We start from the raw sequence: 18,743 nt of genomic DNA, 5'->3' as shown, positions 1-18,743 counted from the left end.
ACATCAACAGATTTAATAAAAAACATAAAACACTTAAAATTCAATTAATTAAAAAGTTGGCACGCAACTTGATATAAGCAAAACATCTTATTTGAACACTGCTGAATTAATTGAGGTTGCTATGTCTATTCTGGTTAAAAATAACATTCATTGGGTTGGCCAACGCGACTGGGAAGTGCGTGATTTCCACGGGACTGAATACAAAACGCTGCGCGGCAGCAGCTACAACAGCTATCTCATCCGGGAAGAAAAAAATGTGCTGATCGATACCGTCGATCATAAATTCAGCCGTGAATTCGTGCAGAACCTGCGCGGTGAAATCGACCTCGCCGATATTGATTACATCATTATCAACCATGCTGAGGAGGACCATGCCGGCGCGCTGACCGAGCTGATGACCCAGATCCCGGACACGCCGATTTACTGTACCGCCAACGCCATCGACTCCATCACCGGACACCATCATCACCCGGAGTGGAATTTTAAGGTGGTGAAAACAGGCGACAGCCTGGATATCGGCAACGGCAAACAGCTGATTTTCGTGGAAACCCCGATGCTGCACTGGCCGGATAGCATGATGACCTATATGACCGGCGACGCGGTGCTGTTCAGCAACGACGCCTTCGGCCAGCACTACTGCGATGAACATCTGTTTAATGATGAAGTTGACCAGGTTGAGCTTTATGAGCAGTGCCAGCGCTACTATGCCAATATTCTGACCCCGTTCAGCCGCCTGGTGACGCCGAAAATTACCGAAATCCTCGGCTTTAACCTGCCGGTGGATATGATTGCCACCTCCCACGGCGTGGTCTGGCGCGATAACCCGACGCAGATCGTCGAAAAATATCTCGAGTGGGCGGCGGATTATCAGGAAGACCGCATCACGATTTTCTACGACACCATGTCCAACAACACCCGCATGATGGCCGACGCGATAGCCCAGGGCATTACCGACGTGGATCCGCGGGTGGCGGTGAAAATTTTCAACGTCGCCCGCAGCGATAAAAACGACATTCTGACCAACGTGTTCCGCTCGAAGGGCGTGCTGGTCGGCACCTCAACCATGAATAACGTGATGATGCCGAAAATCGCCGGGCTGGTGGAGGAGATGACCGGCCTGCGTTTCCGTAACAAGCGCGCCAGCGCCTTCGGCTCCCACGGCTGGAGCGGCGGCGCGGTTGACCGCCTGTCCACGCGTTTACAGGATGCGGGCTTTGAAATGTCCCTGAGCCTGAAGGCCAAATGGCGCCCGGATCTCGACGCGCTGGAAGTGTGCCGCGAGCACGGCCGCGAAATCGCCCGCCAGTGGGCCCTCTCCCCGCTGCCGGCGAGCCAGGCCAAACACGCCGCGCCTGAGGCAACGCCCTGCGCAGCGCCAGCGGCAGCCGATCTCGGCCCGAAAATGCAGTGCAGCGTTTGCCAGTGGATTTACGACCCCGAACAGGGCGAACCGAACCAGGACGTCCAGCCGGGTACGCCGTGGAGCGAAGTCCCGGATAACTTCCTCTGCCCTGAGTGTTCGCTGGGTAAAGATGTGTTTGACGTTCTGGCATCGGAGGCAAAATGAGTGATGGCATCGTCATCATCGGCTCGGGCTTCGCGGCCCGTCAGCTGGTGAAAAATATTCGCAAGCAGGACCCGAATATCCCGCTGACCCTGATCGCCGCCGACAGCATGGATGAGTACAACAAACCGGATCTCAGCCATGTGGTCAGCCGCGGGCAGAACGCCGACGACCTGACCCTGCAAACGGCGGGCGAGTTTGCCGAGCAGTACAATCTGCGCCTGTTTCCGCATACCTGGGTCAGCGATATCGACGCCGAGCAGCACCTGGTGAAGAGCCAGGACCGCGAGTGGCGCTATGACAAACTGGTGCTGGCCACCGGCGCGACGCCGTTTATCCCACCGGTGCCGGGCCGCGAGCTGATGCTGACCCTGAACAGCCAGCGGGAATACGGTGCGGCGCAAAGCCATCTGCGCGATGCAAAAAGGGTGCTGATCGTCGGCGGCGGGCTGATTGGCTGCGAGCTGGCGATGGATTTCTGCCGCGCCGGCAAAGCGGTGACGGTGGTGGATAACTCCGCCAGCGTACTGTCGGCCCTGATGCCGCCCGAGGCCAGCAGCCGACTGCAGCATCGTCTGACCGACATGGGCGTGCATCTAATGCTGAAGTCCCAGCTGGAAAGCCTGACGCAGAGCGCCGACGGGATTCGCGTCACCCTGGACCGCCAGCGTACGGTGACGGTGGATGCGGTGGTGGCCGCCGCCGGTTTACGCCCGGAAACGGCGCTGGCGCGGCATGCGGGGTTGAAAACTCACCGCGGCGTGGTGGTGAACAGCCAGCTGCAAACCAGCCATCCGGCGATTTACGCCCTCGGCGACTGCGCGGAAATCAACGGCATGGTCCTGCCTTTTCTGCAGCCGATTCTGCTAAGCGCCATGTGCCTGAGTAAAAATCTGCTGGCCCAGCAGGGAGAACTGAAGCTGCCGCCGATGCTGGTGAAGGTCAAAACGCCGGATTTACCGCTGCACCTGGCGGGCGATACCCGGCGCGAGGATCTGACGTGGAATATCGTTGCCGCCAAAGACGGCCTGGTCGCGAAAGGCGTTGACGCCGAGAACCAGCTGCGCGCTTTTGTGGTCAGCGAGGATCGCATGAAAGATGCTTTTGCCCTGCTCAAGCAGCTGGTGAGTTAACCTCGATGAAATGAGGTTATTCCCGGGTCGCGGCGTAAACGCCTTACCCGGGCTACCGGATCTCAGACGGCAGTAGCCCGGGCAGGCGCCTTGCGCCGCCCCCGGGAGCAGCGCGCAGAGTGGCATAATTTCCCGGAGGCGATGCTTGCGCATCTGTCCGGGCTACCGCCAGCAGACGGCCATTAACCTGTAGCCCGGCTAAGCGCAGCGCGAGCCGGGGAAATGCCCAACCTACCGCGCCAGATTATCGTACCCGCGCCAGCGGTAGTTGAGCACCGACAGCACCCAGCAGGCCACGAACAGCCCGACCACCACAAAACCGGCGTCGCCGAGATGGTCGTTCATTGCGCCAACCCAGCGCCAGAGGCCGCCGCTCAGAGAGAACTTATCCATCAACAGCCCCAGCGCTTCCAGACCGCCGATAAACAGCGCCACCACCACCGAGGTGCCGGTAATGGTCATATTGTAATAGAGCTTGCGCTGCGGCTTGCTGAACGCCCAGCCGTAGGCGCCGACCATCAGCACGTTATCGAGCGTATCCACCAGCGCCATCCCGCTGGCAAACAGCGCCGGAAAAACCATAATCGACCAAATCGACACCCCGCTCGAGGCGCTGGCGGCGGAGATCCCCAGCACGCCGATTTCCGTCGCCGTATCAAAGCCGAGGCCAAACAGAAAGCCCACCAGATACATCTGCCAGCTGCGGCTAATCAGGCGGAAGGTTTTACCGAACAACCAGCTCATCATGCCGCCGCCGGTCATGACCTCATCGCTTACCTTTTCGCCCTGCTTCCACGCCCGAAAGCTGCGCCAGACGCTGCGCAAAATGACCAGGTTGATAAAGGCCATCACCAGCAGGAACAGCGCCGACACGGCGGTGCCGATAACGCTGCCGGTCTCGTGAAACCAGCTCATCTGCTGGCCAAACGCGGTGGCGGTCGCGGCAATCGCCGCCGAAGCCAGCACCACAATCGACGAATGCCCCAGCGAGAACCACGCGCCAACGGCAAAAGGCCGCTTCCCCTGCTGCATCATTTTGCGGGTCACGTTGTCGATGGCCGCGATATGGTCGGCGTCCACCGCGTGGCGCAGACCATAACCCCAGGCCAGCAGGCTGGCGGCCATCAGCGCGCCGCTGCCGCCGAACGCCGTAAACGCCCAGCCCCAGGTCAGCAAATTGGCGGCAATCAATGCCAGCACCAGCGCCGCTGCGCGCGGCTGCTGACGCAAAATCGTCACTATCATATCGGTGTCCTTTAAGCCTGCAGGCGGGCCGCAGCGATAACCGCCTGGCCGAGGGCAATCGCGCCATCGCCTGCGGGCAGCTGCTGCGGAAAGAGCAGAGTAAAATCGGCCAGATAAAAGGTCAATCGCGCCGTCAGCAGGCGGTTGTGCAGTACCCCGCCGCCGAAGGCCAGCGTGTGAATATTCCGCGCGTTCGCGCAATCGCGCATCATCGCCGCCAGCCCGCGGGCCAGCGCATCATGAAAGGCCCACGCTTTTTGCGCCGGGCTCGCCTGCCAGCTCAGCCACTGCTGCCAGAACGTCGCCAGATCCAGTTTTCCATCGCGCCACGGCAGCGTCGCCGGATGATCAACTCCTTCGCAGGTCGCCGCCAGCGCCTCCAGACGGCACGCCGCTTCCCCCTCATAGCTCAGAGTTAGCGGCGCGCACTCCAGCGCGCAGGCGACGGCGTCAAACAGACGGCCGCACGACGATGCCTGCGGCGCATTAATACCGCGCTCGATTGCCCGCGCCAGCAGCGGCCAGCTTTGCTGGCGCAGCGCGGCGGTGTCGGCATAATTCTGCCACTCGGGGACGAAGGCCAGGCAGTGGGCGAGCAGATTGCGCCACGGCTGACGCGCCGCGAGGTCGCCGCCGGGCAGCGCCACCGCCGGCAGACCGCCGAGATGCTCGCACTCGCGATAGTTGACCCGCAGGCACTCGCCGCCCCACAGCGCGCCGTTTTCCCCCATCCCGATACCGTCGAGGATAAGGGCAATCACGTCGCCGCCCTCCCGCGGCCAGCGGTGCTCGGCCAGGCAGGCGGCGGCGTGGGCATGATGATGCAACACGCGGTCCACCGGCAGCATAAGCGACGCCGCCCACCGCGAAGCGCGGTAGCCGGGATGGGCGTCGGCAATCACCCGCTGCGGGGTAAAAGCGTAAATCTCCTGCATCAGACGCAGCGCCTGCCGCCACTGCGCCTCGACGCCCTCCTCATCGAGATCGCCAAAATGCTGGCTGAGCACCGCTTCATCGCCGCGCAGCAGGCAGAACGTATTTTTCATATCCGCGCCGAGAGCCAGCAGCGGCGGTACGTCGTGGAAACCCGGCGGCAGCGCCAGCGCGTCCGGCACGTAGCCGCGGGCACGGCGCAGCATCTCGCCGCTTTGCCGCACCACGGAATCATCCATCCGCTGCACAATCTCGCGATTATGCAGCAGAAATCCGTCGGCAATTCCGGCTAAATCCGCCAGCGCCTCGGCGTTGGTTAACGCCGGCGGGCGACCGCTAAGGTTGCCGGAGGTCATCACTAATGGGCGCGCCAGCGCCTGCGAAAGTAAATGCTGCAGTGGATTAGACGGCAGCATCCCCCCTACTTCCGCAAGCCCTGGCGCAATCTGGTCGCACAGGCCGGCCACCTGCGTTTTCTCCAGCAGCACGATCGGCGCGGCGGGAGAGGTCAGCAGCGTCAGCGCCGGTTCATCGAGTCCCGCCGTTGTCGCCAGCATCACCGCCAGCGGTTTCGCCGGGCGATGCTTACGCGCCCGCAGCTTCGCCACGGCCTCGCGGTTTCCGGCGTCGCACAGCAGATGGAAACCGCCCAGCCCCTTCACCGCCACAATATCGCCCGCCAGCAGGTGAGCAATCGTCGCATCTAAGGCGGCCTCGCCAAATAAATGCTCCTGCGGGCCGCGCCACTCCAGCTGCGGGCCGCACTCGGCGCAGGCTACCGGCTGCGCGTGAAAGCGGCGATCGGCGGGATCGCCATATTCCGCCGCGCAGGCGGGGCAAAGAGGAAACGGCGACATAGAGGTCAGCGGGCGGTCGTAGGGCATAGCGCGAATAATGGTAAAGCGTGGCCCGCAGTGGGTGCAGTTGATAAACGGATAGCGGTAGCGGCGCTCCCGCGGGTTGTTCATCTCCGCCAGGCATGCCGGGCAGGTAGCGGCATCGGGCACAATCTGCGTGCGCATGCTTCCGGCCCCGCTTTGGCGGATGGTAAAGCCCGGCGGCGGCGCGGCCCAGACAAAAGGCGCCGCTGCCGCGCTGTCGATACGCGCCAGCGGCGGGCAGCGCCGGGTTAACGCGGCGAGAAATGGCGCATCATCGCCGACAAGGCGCACCAGCACGCCGTCGCCGTCGTTGCACACGTCGCCGCGCAGCTCCAGCTGCTGCGCCAGCTGCCAGACGAAGGGGCGGAATCCCACCCCCTGCACTTTACCGCGAATGCGGATTTGCACCCCGTTCATTGCGCGACCGGCTTACCAGGCCAGCGCGGTGCGGCGGCGTTTTTCGATATTCATCTGTTCGAGCTTATTGCGGTCGACGCAAATCAGCGCGTGGGTCGGACAGGCATCCATACAGGCCGGGCCTTCCTCACGGTGGTGGCAAAGGTCGCATTTGTTGGCTTCGGCTTTTTCCGCCATCACGTTCAGCCCCGCGCCGCTGTGGCGGATAACCGGGCGCACCACCACTTCCATGGCGCCGTAGGGACAGGCCACCACGCAGGTTTTGCAGCCGATGCAGCGCTCCTGCATCACGTGGACGAAGCCCCGATCGCGGCTGATCGCGCCGTTCGGACAGACGTTGGCGCACGGGGCGTCCTCGCACTGACGGCAGGCGGTGGCCGTCGACACGTTGACGCCTTTGATCACGTGAATACGCGGTAAAAAGCTTTTTGGCGTCAGCGCGGCGCAGTCCTGATTTTCCTGATGAGAGACCACGCAGGCCACTTCACAGGTGCGGCAGCCGATGCATTTGCTCGCGTCGGCGATAATGAAACGGTTCATCCATTTCTCCAGCTGTAAGAAGGTTACGCGCCGGAGTATGCATAATGCGTTCCAACTTTTATCTAACTGATATTAAAGAAGATAAATACGGGAGATGCTGTCATCGTCAGTTGTGACGATGACAGCTGACGACGTCAGGCGTGCGGGCCGGGAACCATCGAGTCGCGTTCAATCAGCTCGCCGGAAAAGGTTTGCTGAAATTTAAAATCGCCGCCGTCGAGCATAAAGATCAGCCGGTTGATGCTCTCTTTGATCATCTCCGTCACCGGGACTTTGACGCTGGAGAGCGCCGGCACCATAAACGGCGCCAGCGCGATATCGTCAAAGCCCACCACCGAAACCTGCTCCGGGACCTTGACGCCGAGCTGGTGCAGCTGCTTCATCGCGCCAACCGCCATATCGTCGTTGCTCGCCACCAGCGCGCTGTAGCCGACGCGGCGCTGGCGCAGCGTCTCGACTCCCGCCGCGCCGGTTTCCGGCGTCCAGCGGCCTTCGACGACCAGATCGTTATTCAGGGCAATGCCGCCGCGGGCCAGCGCGTCTTTATAGCCCGAGAGGCGCTCTACGCCGGTTGGCGAATCCAGCGAACCGGTAATAAACGCGATTTCCCGATGGCCCAGCGCGATAAGCTTTTCCACCGCCATCATCGCCGAGGCCTTTTGATCGGACCAGACGCAGTGGCTGGCGTTGCGGCGCAGGCGGCGGTTGAGCACCATGATCGGCCGCTCATGATTTTCGATAATCTCATCCATCTCATCAACGCTGAGAAAGCGCGGATAGATAATAATCGCATCGCAGCGCAGATCGAGCAGATACTGAATCGCCTCGCGCTCCTCCTCGGCGCTGTGCTTGCCGTCGGCGAGGATCAGCTGCCGCCCTTTGTCTTCGGTCATCCGCGCCACGTGGTAAAGCAGTTCGCTGAAATAGACGCCGTGATAAAGGGTGTTGGTCACCACCAGCCCGAGGGTCTGGGTCTTTTTCGTCGCCAGGTTGCGCGCCAGCAGATTCGGCCGGTAACCGCTTTCGGCCACCGCCTGGAAGACGCGATCTTTGGTCTCCTGGCTGACATAGCCGTTCCCCGACAGCACCCGCGAAACGGTGGCCTTTGACACCCCCGCGCGCTTCGCTACCTCCAGCATCGTTGCCATGTGGTTATTCCTGTTGCCAATGTTGCCCGCAGTGTACTGCACGCGCAGCGCTTTTTCAGCATTTGCGCGTCGCCCGCGCTGATGCGCACACAGCGATCAAAATCACAAAATCGAGATCTTATTTTTTTATTTCTTGTATGCATTCATGAAACTAATCATGATTTTGTGGAACCGGTTTCCTATGTATGCATGATGCCGCTCCGCTTTCCGGCGCGGCGACAAGCCAGTACCCCATTGATAAACAGGATAAAATCCGATGTCTAAAAATTATGCAGCTCTGGCGCAGCAGATTATCGCGGCAATTGGCGGCGCAGATAACGTTGCCGCCGTCACCCACTGCATGACCCGCCTGCGTTTCGTGGTCAAAGACAACGAGCGGGTCGACAGCGCCACCCTCAAAGGGCTGAAAGGCGTGCTCGGCGTCGTGCGTAGCGATAACCAGTGCCAGGTGATCGTGGGCAATACCGTCTCCCAGGCGTATCGCGAAGTGGTCGCGCTGCTGCCGGGAGATATGCGACCCGCCGAACCGCAGGGGAAACCGCCCATTACCCTGAAACGCATCGGCGCCGGGATCCTCGACGCGCTGATCGGCACCATGTCGCCGCTGATCCCGGCGATTATCGGCGGATCGATGGTTAAGCTGCTGGCGATGATCCTCGAGATGACCGGCGCGCTGCCCAAAGGCGCGCCAACGCTGACTATTTTGACGGTTATCGGCGACGGCGCGTTCTTCTTCCTGCCGCTGATGGTTGCGGCTTCCGCGGCGGTGAAGTTCAAAACCAATATGTCGCTGGCGATTGCGATTGCCGGGGTGCTGGTACACCCGAGCTTTATCGAACTGATGGCCAAAGCCGCCCAGGGCGAGCACGTGGAGTTTGCCTTTATTCCGGTGACGGCGGTGAAATACACCTATACCGTGATCCCGGCGCTGGTGATGACCTAGTGCCTCTCCTATATCGAACGCTGGGTCGACCGTATCACCCCGGCGGTGACAAAAAACTTCCTTAAACCGATGCTGATCGTGCTGATCGCCGCTCCGCTGTCGATTCTGCTGATTGGCCCGCTCGGCATCTGGATCGGTAGCGCCATTTCCGCGCTGGTCTATACGATCCACAGCTATCTCGGCTGGCTGTCGGTGGCGATTATGGGCGCCCTGTGGCCGCTGCTGGTGATGACCGGGATGCACCGGGTCTTTACCCCGACTATCATTCAGACCATCGCCGAAACCGGCAAAGAGGGCATGGTAATGCCGTCGGAAATCGGCGCTAATCTGTCGCTGGGCGGTTCGTCGCTGGCGGTGGCGTGGAAAACCAAAAACCCGGAGCTGCGCCAGACGGCGCTGGCGGCCGCGGCTTCCGCGATTCTGGCGGGGATTTCCGAACCGGCGCTGTACGGCGTGGCGGTGCGGCTGAAGCGACCGCTGATCGCCAGCCTGATCAGCGGCTTTATCTGCGGCGCGGTGGCCGGTATTGCCGGGCTCGCCAGCCACTCAATGGCGGCGCCGGGGTTGTTTACCAGCGTCCAGTTTTTCGACCCGGCTAATCCGATGACCATCGTCTGGGTCTTCGGCGTCATGGCGCTGGCGGTAGTGCTGTCGTTTGTCCTGACGCTAATGCTTGGCTTTGAAGATATTCCGCAAGAAGAAGCCGCCGCCGACGCCAGACAGCGCCAGGCCGGCACCCAGGCTTCTCACGCCTGAACACCATTTTGTTAACGAGGTAACGCATGGCGACTTTTCCACAGGGATTTTTATGGGGCGGCGCACTGGCCGCCAACCAGTCCGAAGGGGCATATCTGGAGGGCGGCAAAGGGCTGACCACCGTCGATATGATTCCCCACGGCGCGCACCGCCTGGCGGTCAAGCTGGGGCAGGAGAAACGCTTCGCGCTGCGCGACGATGAGTTCTACCCGAGCCACGAGGCGATCGATTTTTATCATCGTTATAAAGAAGATATCGCCCTGATGGCGGAGATGGGCTTTAGCGTCTTCCGCACCTCTATCGCCTGGAGCCGTCTGTTTCCTGAGGGCGATGAGCTGGAACCGAACCCGGAAGGGATCGCCTTTTATCGCTCGCTGTTCGAGGAGTGCAAAAAGCACCGCATCGAGCCGCTGGTGACGCTGTGCCATTTCGACGTGCCGATGCACCTGGTCACCGAGTACGGCTCCTGGCGCAATCGAAAAATGGTGGAGTTCTTCACCCGCTACGCCCGCACCTGCTTTGAAGCCTTTGATGGCTTGGTGAAATACTGGCTTACCTTCAATGAAATCAACATCATGCTGCACAGCCCGTTCTCCGGCGCCGGTCTGGTGTTTGAAGAGGGGGAAAATCAGGAGCAGGTGAAATACCAGGCCGCCCATCATGAACTGGTCGCCAGCGCCTTAGCGACCAAAATCGCCCACGAGGTGAATCCGCAAAATCAGGTCGGCTGTATGCTGGCGGGCGGCAACTTCTACCCTTACTCCTGTAAGCCGGAAGACGTGTGGATGGCGCTGGAGAAAGATCGCGAGAACCTGTTCTTTATCGATGTCCAGGCGCGCGGCGCGTATCCGGTCTGGGCGGCGCGGGTATTTCGCGAGAAAGGCGTGACCATCGCCAAAGAAGCGGGCGATGATGAAATCCTGCGCCATACCGTCGATTTCGTCTCCTTCAGCTACTACGCTTCACGCTGCGCGTCGGCGGAGATGAACGCCGGCAACACCAGCGCCGCCAATATCGTTAAATCGCTGAAGAACCCGCATATTCAGGCCAGCGAATGGGGCTGGGGCATCGACCCGCTCGGCCTGCGCATCACCATGAATATGATGTATGACCGCTACCAGAAACCGCTGTTCCTCGTGGAAAACGGTCTCGGCGCGCGGGATGAGATTGACGCTAACGGCGAGATTAACGACGACTACCGCATCAGCTATCTGCGCGAGCATATTAAAGCGATGGGTGACGCCATCGAGGACGGCATTCCGGTGATGGGCTATACCAGCTGGGGCTGTATCGATCTGGTGTCCGCCTCTACCGGCGAGATGAGCAAGCGCTACGGCTTTATCTACGTCGACCGCGACGATGCCGGACACGGCACGCTGGCGCGAAAACGCAAAAAGTCGTTCTGGTGGTATAAGAAGGTGATTGCCAGCAATGGGGAAGATTTGGCGTAGTGTGCCCCGCGGACTGAGGGAGCCTCAGCTTAACAAACACCTGCAACACGGAAATTTTCCCGGCTTGCGCTACGCTTAGCCGGGCTACAGGTTCATCAACGCCCGCGGACCGGTAGCCCGGGTAAGGCGTTTACGCCGCGACCCGGGAAAAAGTACACTTGCTCCCCCTGGCCGAACTTCCGGCTACAGGTTCATCAACGCCCGCGGACCGGTAGCCCGGGTAAGGCGTTTACGCCGCGACCCGGGAAAAAGTCCACTTGCTCCCCCTGACCTAACTTCCGGCTACAGGTTCATCAACGCTCGCGGACCGGTAGCCCGGGTAAGGCGTTTACGCCGCGACCCGGGAAAAAAGTACGCTTGCTCCCCCAGGCCGAACTTCCGGCTCGCGCTGCGCTTAGCCGGGGAACGCCGGCTCCTCTGCGGCTTCAAGTGCCGCAAAACCGCCATTCCCCTGCCAGCCATCAAGCCGCGCGTACACCACCTCGACCGCGTCCTTAATCGGCTGGGTCATCGGGTAATAAAAGCCGACGATATCCGGCTGAATACCCAAGAAAATCACCTCGCCGATATCCTCTTTTAGCTGATCGATCAGATAGTTGAGCGGCATATTGTGGGTGGTCATCATAAACATCTCGGCGATATCGTCCGGATCGACGATGCGGATCTCGCCGGGATTCAGGCCCATATCGGTGGCATCGACGATCAGCAGGCGCTCGGGGCGCAGCTCGCGAATGGCGACGATATCGTTCTCCGGCGCGCTGCCGCCGTCAATCACCACCCATTCGCCGACGGGATTAGCCGCGCACATCTCCGCCAGCAGCGGACCTGCGCCGTCGTCGCCCATCATACTATTGCCGACACAGAGTAAAACGTCAGTCACGGAGTCTCCTCACCATCAGGTAGATGGCGCTTTCCTGGTGAATATCATGCAGCATGCTGAGCAGCGTTTTGCTCCACGCCTGCTGCTCGGGGGTCTGACGGGCCTGCGCTTCATCAAAAGCGTTGGCCAGCATCGTCACATGATTGCTGTCGATAACAATCTCGCCGTACTTCGGCACGCCTTCCATTTTGCGCCGCGCGGTGCTGCCCTCTTCGAGGGTCGCAATCCACGCCAGATACGCCTGCCACGGGCAGCTCAGCGCCGCCTCAAGGCAGTCGATCACGCCGAGGTGGTGGCCAATCGCCAGGCTGTAATAGACCACCTGCTGCGCCTGATCGGGCGTCGCATCGTTCTCATCAATAAATTTACGGCTCAGCTGACTGAACACCACCGTCTCGCTCATCGGATACGCGCTCCCTCGACCACCTGGTTCAGATGGGTGACGATCTCGGTCAGGCGCGGATCTTTTTCCGCCTCCAGCCAGCGCACCACCTGGCTATCGCCCTGCCCCAGCAGGCGCATATAGTCGTCGGCTATCTGGCGACCGTAGCGATAGCCCGCCAGCCGGCGCGCTTCGCGGTCGATGCGCACCCGCAGCGGCTGTACCATATCCGGGTGCAGAAGCTCGGTCGGCCGTTCGTCCTGTTCGCCCGGCAGACGGGCGTGGATTTTCTGTTCCAGCAGGCCCAGCGCCATCGCGAAGCCGTACAGCGTCGCGGCGGGGGTCGGCGGGCAGCCGGGAATATAGACATCCACCGGCACGATTTTATCGGTGCCGCCCCATACGCAGTAGAGGTCGTGGAAGATGCCGCCGCTGTTGCCGCAGGCACCGTAGGAGATACAGATTTTCGGGTCCGGCGCGGACTGCCACGCGCGCAGCGCGGGAGAACGCATCGCCCGGGTTACCGCCCCGGTAAACAGCAGAATATCGGCGTGACGCGGCGACGGCACCACTTTGATCCCAAAGCGCTCGGCGTCGAACAGCGGCGAAAGGGTAGCGAAAATCTCGATCTCGCAGCCGTTGCAGCCGCCGCAGTCCACCCGGTAGACGTAGGCGGAGCGCTTAATTTTCTTCAGCAGCGATGCCTTCATGCTGGCGATGGACTCATCCACCGTCATCGGCACCGGAATGCCGTTTTCATCGCGCGGGCCTAATAAGTTGCTCATCAGCTGGCCTCTCTCATATGGCGAGTCAGTTCAATACGGTCGGACGGCACCAGGCACTTCTGGCGTTTACACTCCGGGCAGGTCTCAAAGCTTTCGCGATGCAGCTCGGCGCGGCTGTCGCCGTTGTGTTTGAGCAGCGCGATGGCGTAGTCGATCTCTTTCTGTACGGCGAACGGCCGTTCGCATACCCGACAGTGGCAGATGGCAAAACGCGACTGCTGGAGGAAATCCTCTTTTTTCCACACCGCCAGCTCGTACTCCTGAGAGAGCCTAATCGCCGCCGTCGGGCAAACCTCTTCGCAGCGTCCGCAGAAAATGCAGCGTCCGAGGTTGAACTGCCACGCCAGCTGGTTGGTGGCCAGATCGGTCTCCACCGTCAGGGCGTTCGACGGACAGGCGTTAACGCAGGCGGCGCAGCCGATGCACTGCTGCGGGTTATGCTCCGGTTTGCCGCGGAAGTTTTTATCCACCGGCATCGGCTCCAGCGGGTATGAGTGCGTCGCGGTGCCGGTTTTGATGACTTTTTTAATAAAGGTAAACATGGCGATTCCTTATTTCAGCGGCGAGTTCTTACGCTCGATGCTGTAGCGCTCCAGCTCTTTGTACGGCACCACTTTGCTTTTCTTCTTGCGCACGTCGACTACGGTCATGCGGTCGGTGCAGGAGTAGCACGGGTCGAGGCTGCCGATAATCAGCGGCGCGTCGGAGACGGTATTGCCGCGCAGCATATAGCGCAGGGTCGGCCAGTTGGCGTAGGTCGCCGCCCGGCAGCGCCAGCGGTACAGCTTCTGGTTGTCGCCGGTCATGCTCCAGTGGATATCATCTCCGCGCGGCGCTTCCGAGAAGCCCAGCGCGAAGCGGTGCGGAATATAGGTGAACTCTTCGACCATCAGCGGGCCGCCCGGCAGGTTATCGAGGCCGAAGTCGATCATGTTCAGCGCGGTGTAGACCTCGTTGATGCGCACCTTCAGGCGCGAGATGACGTCGCAGCCCTGCTCGCTGTGCACTTCCATCGGCAGCAGGCCGTAGCCGACAAACGGGTGATCGGCGCGGGTATCGCGGGCGTGGCCGCTGGCGCGCACCATCGGGCCAACGTTGCTGAAGTCGCGGGCGATTTGCGGGTCGAGACGGCCAATACCCACGGTACGCTGCTCCATATTCGGCGTGCTGAGCAGCATATCTACCAGCTCCTGCACGTCGCGGCGCATCTGCTGCGCCAGCTGGCGGGTCTGGATCATGTCCTCTTTCAGCAGATCGCGACGAATGCCGCCAATCAGGTTCAGACCGTAGGTTTTACGCGCCCCGGTAAGAATTTCCGCCATCTTCATCGAGGTTTCGCGCACGCGGAAGAACTGCATAAACCCGGAGTCGAAGCCGGTAAAGTGGCAGGCGAGGCCGAGGTTCAGCAGGTGCGAGTGCAGGCGCTCCACCTCCAGCAGAATGGCGCGGATCATCTGCGCGCGCTCCGGCACCACGATGCCCATCGCGTTCTCCACCGAAGTGGTGTAGGCGGTGCTGTGGGCGAAACCGCAGATACCGCACACGCGGTCCGACAGGAAGGTGACTTCGTTGTAGCCCATCCGGGTTTCCGCCAGCTTTTCCATCCCGCGATGGACGTAGAACAGGCGGTAGTCGGCGTCGATAATATTCTCGCCGTCAACGAACAGGCGGAAGTGGCCCGGTTCGTCGGAGGTGACGTGCAGCGGGCCAATCGGCACCACGTTGTTTTTCTTGCTGCCCAGCTCGTTGATAAACTCGTAGGTTTCGGCGTCGGTGGTCGGCGCCGGACGCTGGCGGTAGTCCATGCTGTCTTTACGCAGCGGATAGAGTTCATCCGGCCAGTCGTCCGGCAGCACCAGCCGGCGCTCGTCCGGCAGCCCCACCGGCACCAGGCCGTACATGTCGCGCACTTCGCGCTCGCCCCATACCGCCGCCGGCACCCGCGGCGTCACCGACGGATACTCGGGTTTATTGGCGTCCACTTCCACGCGCACGGTGATCCAGCACTTCGTGCCCTGCTCCATCGACAGCACGTAGTAGACGGCGTAGTGGCCGTTCAGCTTGCGTTCATCGTTGCCGAACAGCACCGACAGCCAGCCGCCCTGCTTGTAGTACAGAAACTCGACCACTTCCGGCAGATAGTTGACCTTCACCGTGACCGTCAACTGGTCTTTGGTCTGCCAGGCTTCATCCAGCACCACGCCCGGAAAGGCCTGATGCAGCGCGGCGAGATAGTGTTGACCGATTTTTTCTTCAGACATGCTCAAACTCTCTTAAATCACGCCACCAGCAAGGAGACGAAGGCTAAAAAGGCAAAACCAAACCCGGCCCAGGTGACGCGGGAGGTGGCGCAAAAGCGCAGACGCGCCATGCTGTTTTCGAACAGCGCAATCACCAGCACGCCGAGCACCAGCTTGACGACGGCAACCACCAGCGCCAGCAGCAGACCGCCGACGCTAAAGCTGGTCATCTGTCCCCACGGGATAAATACGCCGACGAACATCTGCAGGACCACCAGCTGCTTGAGGCTGATGCCCCACTTCAGCACGCCGAAGCCGCTGCCGCTGTATTCCGAGAGCGGGCCTTCCTGAAGCTCCTGCTCCGCTTCCGCCAGGTCGAACGGCAGCTTGCCCATTTCGATAAAGGTGGCGAAGGCGCAGGCGCACAGCGCCAGAATCAGCGGAAGAGTGCGGGCGACAGGCCAGTGATAAATGGTGTCGGTGATGCTGCTGATATGGGTGGACCCCGCGACCTGCGCCGCGACCCACAGGCCGAGCAGCAGGATGGGCTCCACCAGCACGCCAAGCATCGCTTCGCGGCTGGCCCCAATAGCGGTAAACGGGCTGCCGGTATCAAGGCCGGAAATAGCAAAGAAGAAGCGGGCGATAGCGAACAGGTAGATCAGGGTGATCAGGTCGCCCAGCCCCGCCATCGGCGAATCAACGGTCACCACCGGCAGCGCGGTGGCGATGGTTAGCATCACGCCGACCATCACGTACGGCGTCAGGCGGAAGACCCAGCCGGAGGCATCCGGGCCAACGCTCTGGCGGCCCAGCAGTTTCAGAATGTCCCGATACTCCTGCAGCACGCCCGGACCGCGGCGATTATGCAGACGCGCGCGGGCGACGCGGGTCACCCCGGACAACAGCGGCGCGACGGCGAACAGCACCAGCGCCTGCAACAATGCAATTAATACGCTCATTCTCAGGCTCCTCGGGAAATAACAATCACCACCAGTACCGCCAGCTCCACCAGCGCCACGCCGCGAAACAGCGCGGGCGCGGAAGCGTTCTGCCAGCCGGGCACCAGGCGCACCGGGTTCAGCCAGTGGCGCAGTTTCAGAATCGGCGCAAAGGCTTCTTTCACCGGCATGGCGAAACCGTGGGCGGTCACCACCATGGATTTTTCATGGTCGTAGCCGCAGACCCAGGCCGCCCCGCGGGAGCGCGCCGGCAGGCGATCGCCCTTGAAGAAGATCATCAGCAGCAGCGGCAGCAGCGGGCAGGCAATCAGCAGAATGGCGATCATCGGCTGGGACACCGCGCTGGAGACCTCCGCCTGCACCGGAAACGCCCCGCTCACCAGCGGCAGCAGCCACGGCGCGGCAACCCCGCCAATCACGCAGCAGACGGCGGCCAGCACCACGCTAAAGGTCATCAGCCCCGGCGCGCAGGTGGCGTTTTCCGCCTCTTTGCTTCGCGGCGCGCCGAGGAAGGTGACGCCGTAGACTTTCGCCATACACATCACCGCCAGCGCGCCGGTAATCGCCAGGCCTACCGCCAGCAGCGGCGCGAGCAGGCGGCCAACAAACGCGTCGCCAGTGCTCAGCTTAAAGAAGGACTGATAGATAACCCACTCCCCGGCGAAGCCGTTCAGCGGCGGCAGCGCGGCCATCGCCATCAGGCCCACCAGCATCGAAAGGGAAATCAGCGGCATTTTCTTACCGATCCCGCCAAGCTTTTCGATATCGCGATGGCCGGTGCGGAACCACACCGCCCCCGCGCCGAGGAACAGGGTGGTTTTAAACAGGCTATGGTTGATCAGGTGATACATGCCGCCAATAAAGCCCAGCACCATCAGGGTCGGGTTATGGGTCGCCACGCCGGTGACGAACGCCCCGAGGCCGAGCAGGATAATGCCGATGTTTTCCAGGGTGTGGTACGCCAGCAGGCGCTGAATATTGTGCTCCATCAGGGCGTACAGCCCGCCGACGAAGGCGGTGATCATCCCCAGCACCAGCAGCATCACGCCCCACCACAGCGGCGGTACGCTGCCGGCCAGCGAGACCGTCAGGATGCCGTAGAGACCGACCTTCATCACCACCGTGGAAAACAGCGCGGCGGCCGGTGCGCTGGCGCCGGCGTGGGCCTGCGGCGCCCAGCCGTGCAGCGGAATAACTCCGGCCAGCAGCGCAAAGCCGACCAGGCCCGGCAGCCACAGCAGCGCGTTCTGCGGCGCCGCCAGCGCCAGCTGGGTAATCTGCGCCAGCTCAAGGGTGCCGTAGGACGACCAGACCAGCCAGCAGCTCCACGCCATCAGCAGCGTACCGAGGCGACCCAGCGCAAACCACAGCTTGCCGGACTGCGCGCAGCCGGTAAGAAACGCGGCGCAAAGGGCCATAATCTCCGCCATCACCACCAGCGCGCCGAAGTTTGTCACCACCACGGCGCAGACGGCGGCGGCCAGCAGCAGATTCACCAGCAGGCCGTTGGCTTTCACCTGCGGATGACGATGCCAGGCAATATTGAACAGCGAAATCGGCAGCGCCGACAGGCCGATCGCCAGCAGCCACAGCGCGTTGACGCCGCCCACGCGCAGGGTCAAATGCAGCATCTGCAGCATGCCGCCGCTAACGCGCTCCGGCATCAGCAGCGCCGTTCCGCCCGCCAGCACCAGCATCGCGCTGGCGACCGCGCCGCCAATCCCGGCGATCGCCCCGCTCAGCGGTTTGCGCAGGGCGAACAGAAACGCCAGCACCGCGCTGGCGGCGTACCAGGCCACCGCCTGATTCACTAAGGAAATCACACTCATTTCACGTCCCCTTGTTGCGCCTGGAACAGCGACAGATCGCCGAGATCGGTATTAAAAGTCAGCTGCCGCTTACGCTTGCTGGCCTGGGCGATATCGCGGATATCCACCAGCAGCAGCGCTTTGGTCGGACAGGTGCGTACGCACGCCGGGCCCTGCTCATCGAAGTGGCACAGGTCGCATTTGACGGCGATGGCGCGCACGCCCGGCACCCAGTCGAGCAGCGAGCTGACGCGGGCCGGCGCCGGCGGCGCGGCGGGGGCCAGGGGCGTATTGGCGTTAGCCGGCATATCCAGCGGACGGCTGCCGGAAAACTCAATGGCGCCGAACGGACAGGCGATGCCGCACAGCTTGCAGCTTACGCACAGGCTCTCATTGAGCTGCACCGCGCCATCGACGCGATTAATGGCGTTAACCGGGCAGACGGCGGCGCAGGGCGCATCTTCACAGTGGTGGCACATCTGCGGCGCGGATTCTTTTTCATTGCGCATTAAATGCAGCCGGGGCATGGCCTGCAGGCCCTGCTGGCGGTGAGTCTCAGCGCAGGCGGCTTCGCAGGTGCGACAGCCGATACAGACGGTGGAGTCAGCAATTACAAAACGGTTCACCGGGTCATCCTCAGGTGAAAGTCATTTTTGACGAAAACAGGTTGCGCAG

General features: G+C 61.7%; 15 protein-coding genes and 1 pseudogene. 4 read left to right on the top strand and 12 right to left on the bottom strand.

Annotation, left to right across the window (positions count from 1 at the left end; genetic code table 11):
• The first annotated feature begins 121 nt into the window (after window positions 1–121).
• Together norV and norW are read left to right on the top strand one after the other, a co-directional pair.
• Window positions 122–1,567: an anaerobic nitric oxide reductase flavorubredoxin gene (gene norV / locus F8562_RS24780; protein ID WP_014839305.1), complete on the top strand. Its 1,446-nt coding sequence runs from the start codon at window positions 122–124 to the stop codon at window positions 1,565–1,567.
• The gene (gene norW / locus F8562_RS24775) at window positions 1,564–2,697 is read left to right on the top strand and encodes an NADH:flavorubredoxin reductase NorW (protein WP_014839306.1); all 1,134 of its coding nucleotides are present in this window, start codon (window positions 1,564–1,566) and stop codon (window positions 2,695–2,697) included. Before norV ends, norW begins: the two co-directional genes overlap by 4 nt.
• 231 nt (window positions 2,698–2,928) lie before the next feature.
• On the opposite strand, the gene F8562_RS24770 is transcribed toward norW, so the two are convergent.
• The 4 genes from F8562_RS24770 to F8562_RS24755 all read right to left on the bottom strand — a co-directional run bounded on the left by F8562_RS24770 (window position 2,929) and on the right by F8562_RS24755 (window position 7,861).
• Window positions 2,929–3,942, bottom strand: a complete 1,014-nt coding sequence (locus F8562_RS24770; protein WP_014839307.1) for a HoxN/HupN/NixA family nickel/cobalt transporter — start codon at window positions 3,940–3,942, stop codon at window positions 2,929–2,931.
• Window positions 3,943–3,953: 11 nt separating this feature from the next.
• Entirely contained in the window at window positions 3,954–6,173 is a 2,220-nt protein-coding gene (gene hypF, locus F8562_RS24765) for a carbamoyltransferase HypF (protein WP_032720430.1), read from the bottom strand.
• A 12-nt stretch (window positions 6,174–6,185) separates the two neighbouring features.
• Window positions 6,186–6,713, bottom strand: a complete 528-nt coding sequence (hydN, locus tag F8562_RS24760; protein ID WP_014226525.1) for an electron transport protein HydN — start codon at window positions 6,711–6,713, stop codon at window positions 6,186–6,188.
• 134 nt (window positions 6,714–6,847) lie between these two features.
• Complete coding sequence (locus F8562_RS24755) at window positions 6,848–7,861, bottom strand: LacI family DNA-binding transcriptional regulator (RefSeq protein WP_014839310.1); 1,014 nt, start codon at window positions 7,859–7,861, stop codon at window positions 6,848–6,850.
• Between the two features lie 256 nt (window positions 7,862–8,117).
• Between F8562_RS24755 and ascF the strand changes: the two are divergent.
• Together ascF and F8562_RS24740 are read left to right on the top strand one after the other, a co-directional pair.
• A pseudogene (ascF, locus tag F8562_RS24745) lies at window positions 8,118–9,560 on the top strand (PTS cellobiose/arbutin/salicin transporter subunit IIBC).
• 26 nt (window positions 9,561–9,586) lie between these two features.
• Window positions 9,587–11,011 (top strand): 6-phospho-beta-glucosidase, encoded by a 1,425-nt coding sequence (locus tag F8562_RS24740; protein WP_014839312.1) that lies wholly within the window; start codon window positions 9,587–9,589, stop codon window positions 11,009–11,011.
• Between the two features lie 394 nt (window positions 11,012–11,405).
• Here the strand turns inward: F8562_RS24740 and hycI are convergent, their stop codons facing one another.
• The 8 genes from hycI to F8562_RS24700 are packed head-to-tail and all read right to left on the bottom strand — an operon-like array spanning window position 11,406 to window position 18,694.
• Window positions 11,406–11,891 (bottom strand): hydrogenase maturation peptidase HycI, encoded by a 486-nt coding sequence (gene hycI, locus F8562_RS24735; protein ID WP_032694626.1) that lies wholly within the window; start codon window positions 11,889–11,891, stop codon window positions 11,406–11,408.
• Complete coding sequence (locus F8562_RS24730; protein ID WP_014839314.1) at window positions 11,884–12,294, bottom strand: formate hydrogenlyase maturation HycH family protein; 411 nt, start codon at window positions 12,292–12,294, stop codon at window positions 11,884–11,886. Before F8562_RS24730 ends, hycI begins: the two co-directional genes overlap by 8 nt.
• Window positions 12,291–13,058 carry an NADH-quinone oxidoreductase subunit B family protein gene (locus F8562_RS24725; protein WP_032750980.1) on the bottom strand — a complete coding sequence of 256 codons (768 nt, stop codon included), beginning with the start codon at window positions 13,056–13,058 and terminating at the stop codon, window positions 12,291–12,293. The genes F8562_RS24730 and F8562_RS24725 overlap by 4 nt, the downstream gene beginning before the upstream one ends.
• The gene (locus F8562_RS24720) at window positions 13,058–13,600 is read right to left on the bottom strand and encodes a formate hydrogenlyase complex iron-sulfur subunit (protein WP_009651597.1); all 543 of its coding nucleotides are present in this window, start codon (window positions 13,598–13,600) and stop codon (window positions 13,058–13,060) included. Before F8562_RS24720 ends, F8562_RS24725 begins: the two co-directional genes overlap by 1 nt.
• 9 nt (window positions 13,601–13,609) lie before the next feature.
• Window positions 13,610–15,319 carry a formate hydrogenlyase subunit HycE gene (gene hycE / locus F8562_RS24715; protein ID WP_094909263.1) on the bottom strand — a complete coding sequence of 570 codons (1,710 nt, stop codon included), beginning with the start codon at window positions 15,317–15,319 and terminating at the stop codon, window positions 13,610–13,612.
• A 17-nt stretch (window positions 15,320–15,336) separates the two neighbouring features.
• Window positions 15,337–16,260, bottom strand: coding sequence for a respiratory chain complex I subunit 1 family protein (locus F8562_RS24710; protein WP_004104852.1), 924 nt, complete (start codon window positions 16,258–16,260; stop codon window positions 15,337–15,339).
• A gap of 2 nt (window positions 16,261–16,262) precedes the next feature.
• The gene (hycC, locus tag F8562_RS24705; protein ID WP_042934150.1) at window positions 16,263–18,089 is read right to left on the bottom strand and encodes a formate hydrogenlyase subunit 3; all 1,827 of its coding nucleotides are present in this window, start codon (window positions 18,087–18,089) and stop codon (window positions 16,263–16,265) included.
• A complete protein-coding gene (locus F8562_RS24700) occupies window positions 18,086–18,694 on the bottom strand; it encodes a 4Fe-4S dicluster domain-containing protein (RefSeq protein ID WP_014839318.1) in 609 nt (202 codons plus the stop codon). The genes hycC and F8562_RS24700 overlap by 4 nt, the downstream gene beginning before the upstream one ends.
• Between the last annotated feature and the right edge of the window lie 49 nt (window positions 18,695–18,743).

The sequence above is a fragment of the Klebsiella sp. RCJ4 genome, from assembly GCF_009025755.1.
GTDB lineage: Bacteria > Pseudomonadota > Gammaproteobacteria > Enterobacterales > Enterobacteriaceae > Klebsiella > Klebsiella michiganensis.
This window is presented reverse-complemented; position numbering and strand designations above follow the sequence as displayed.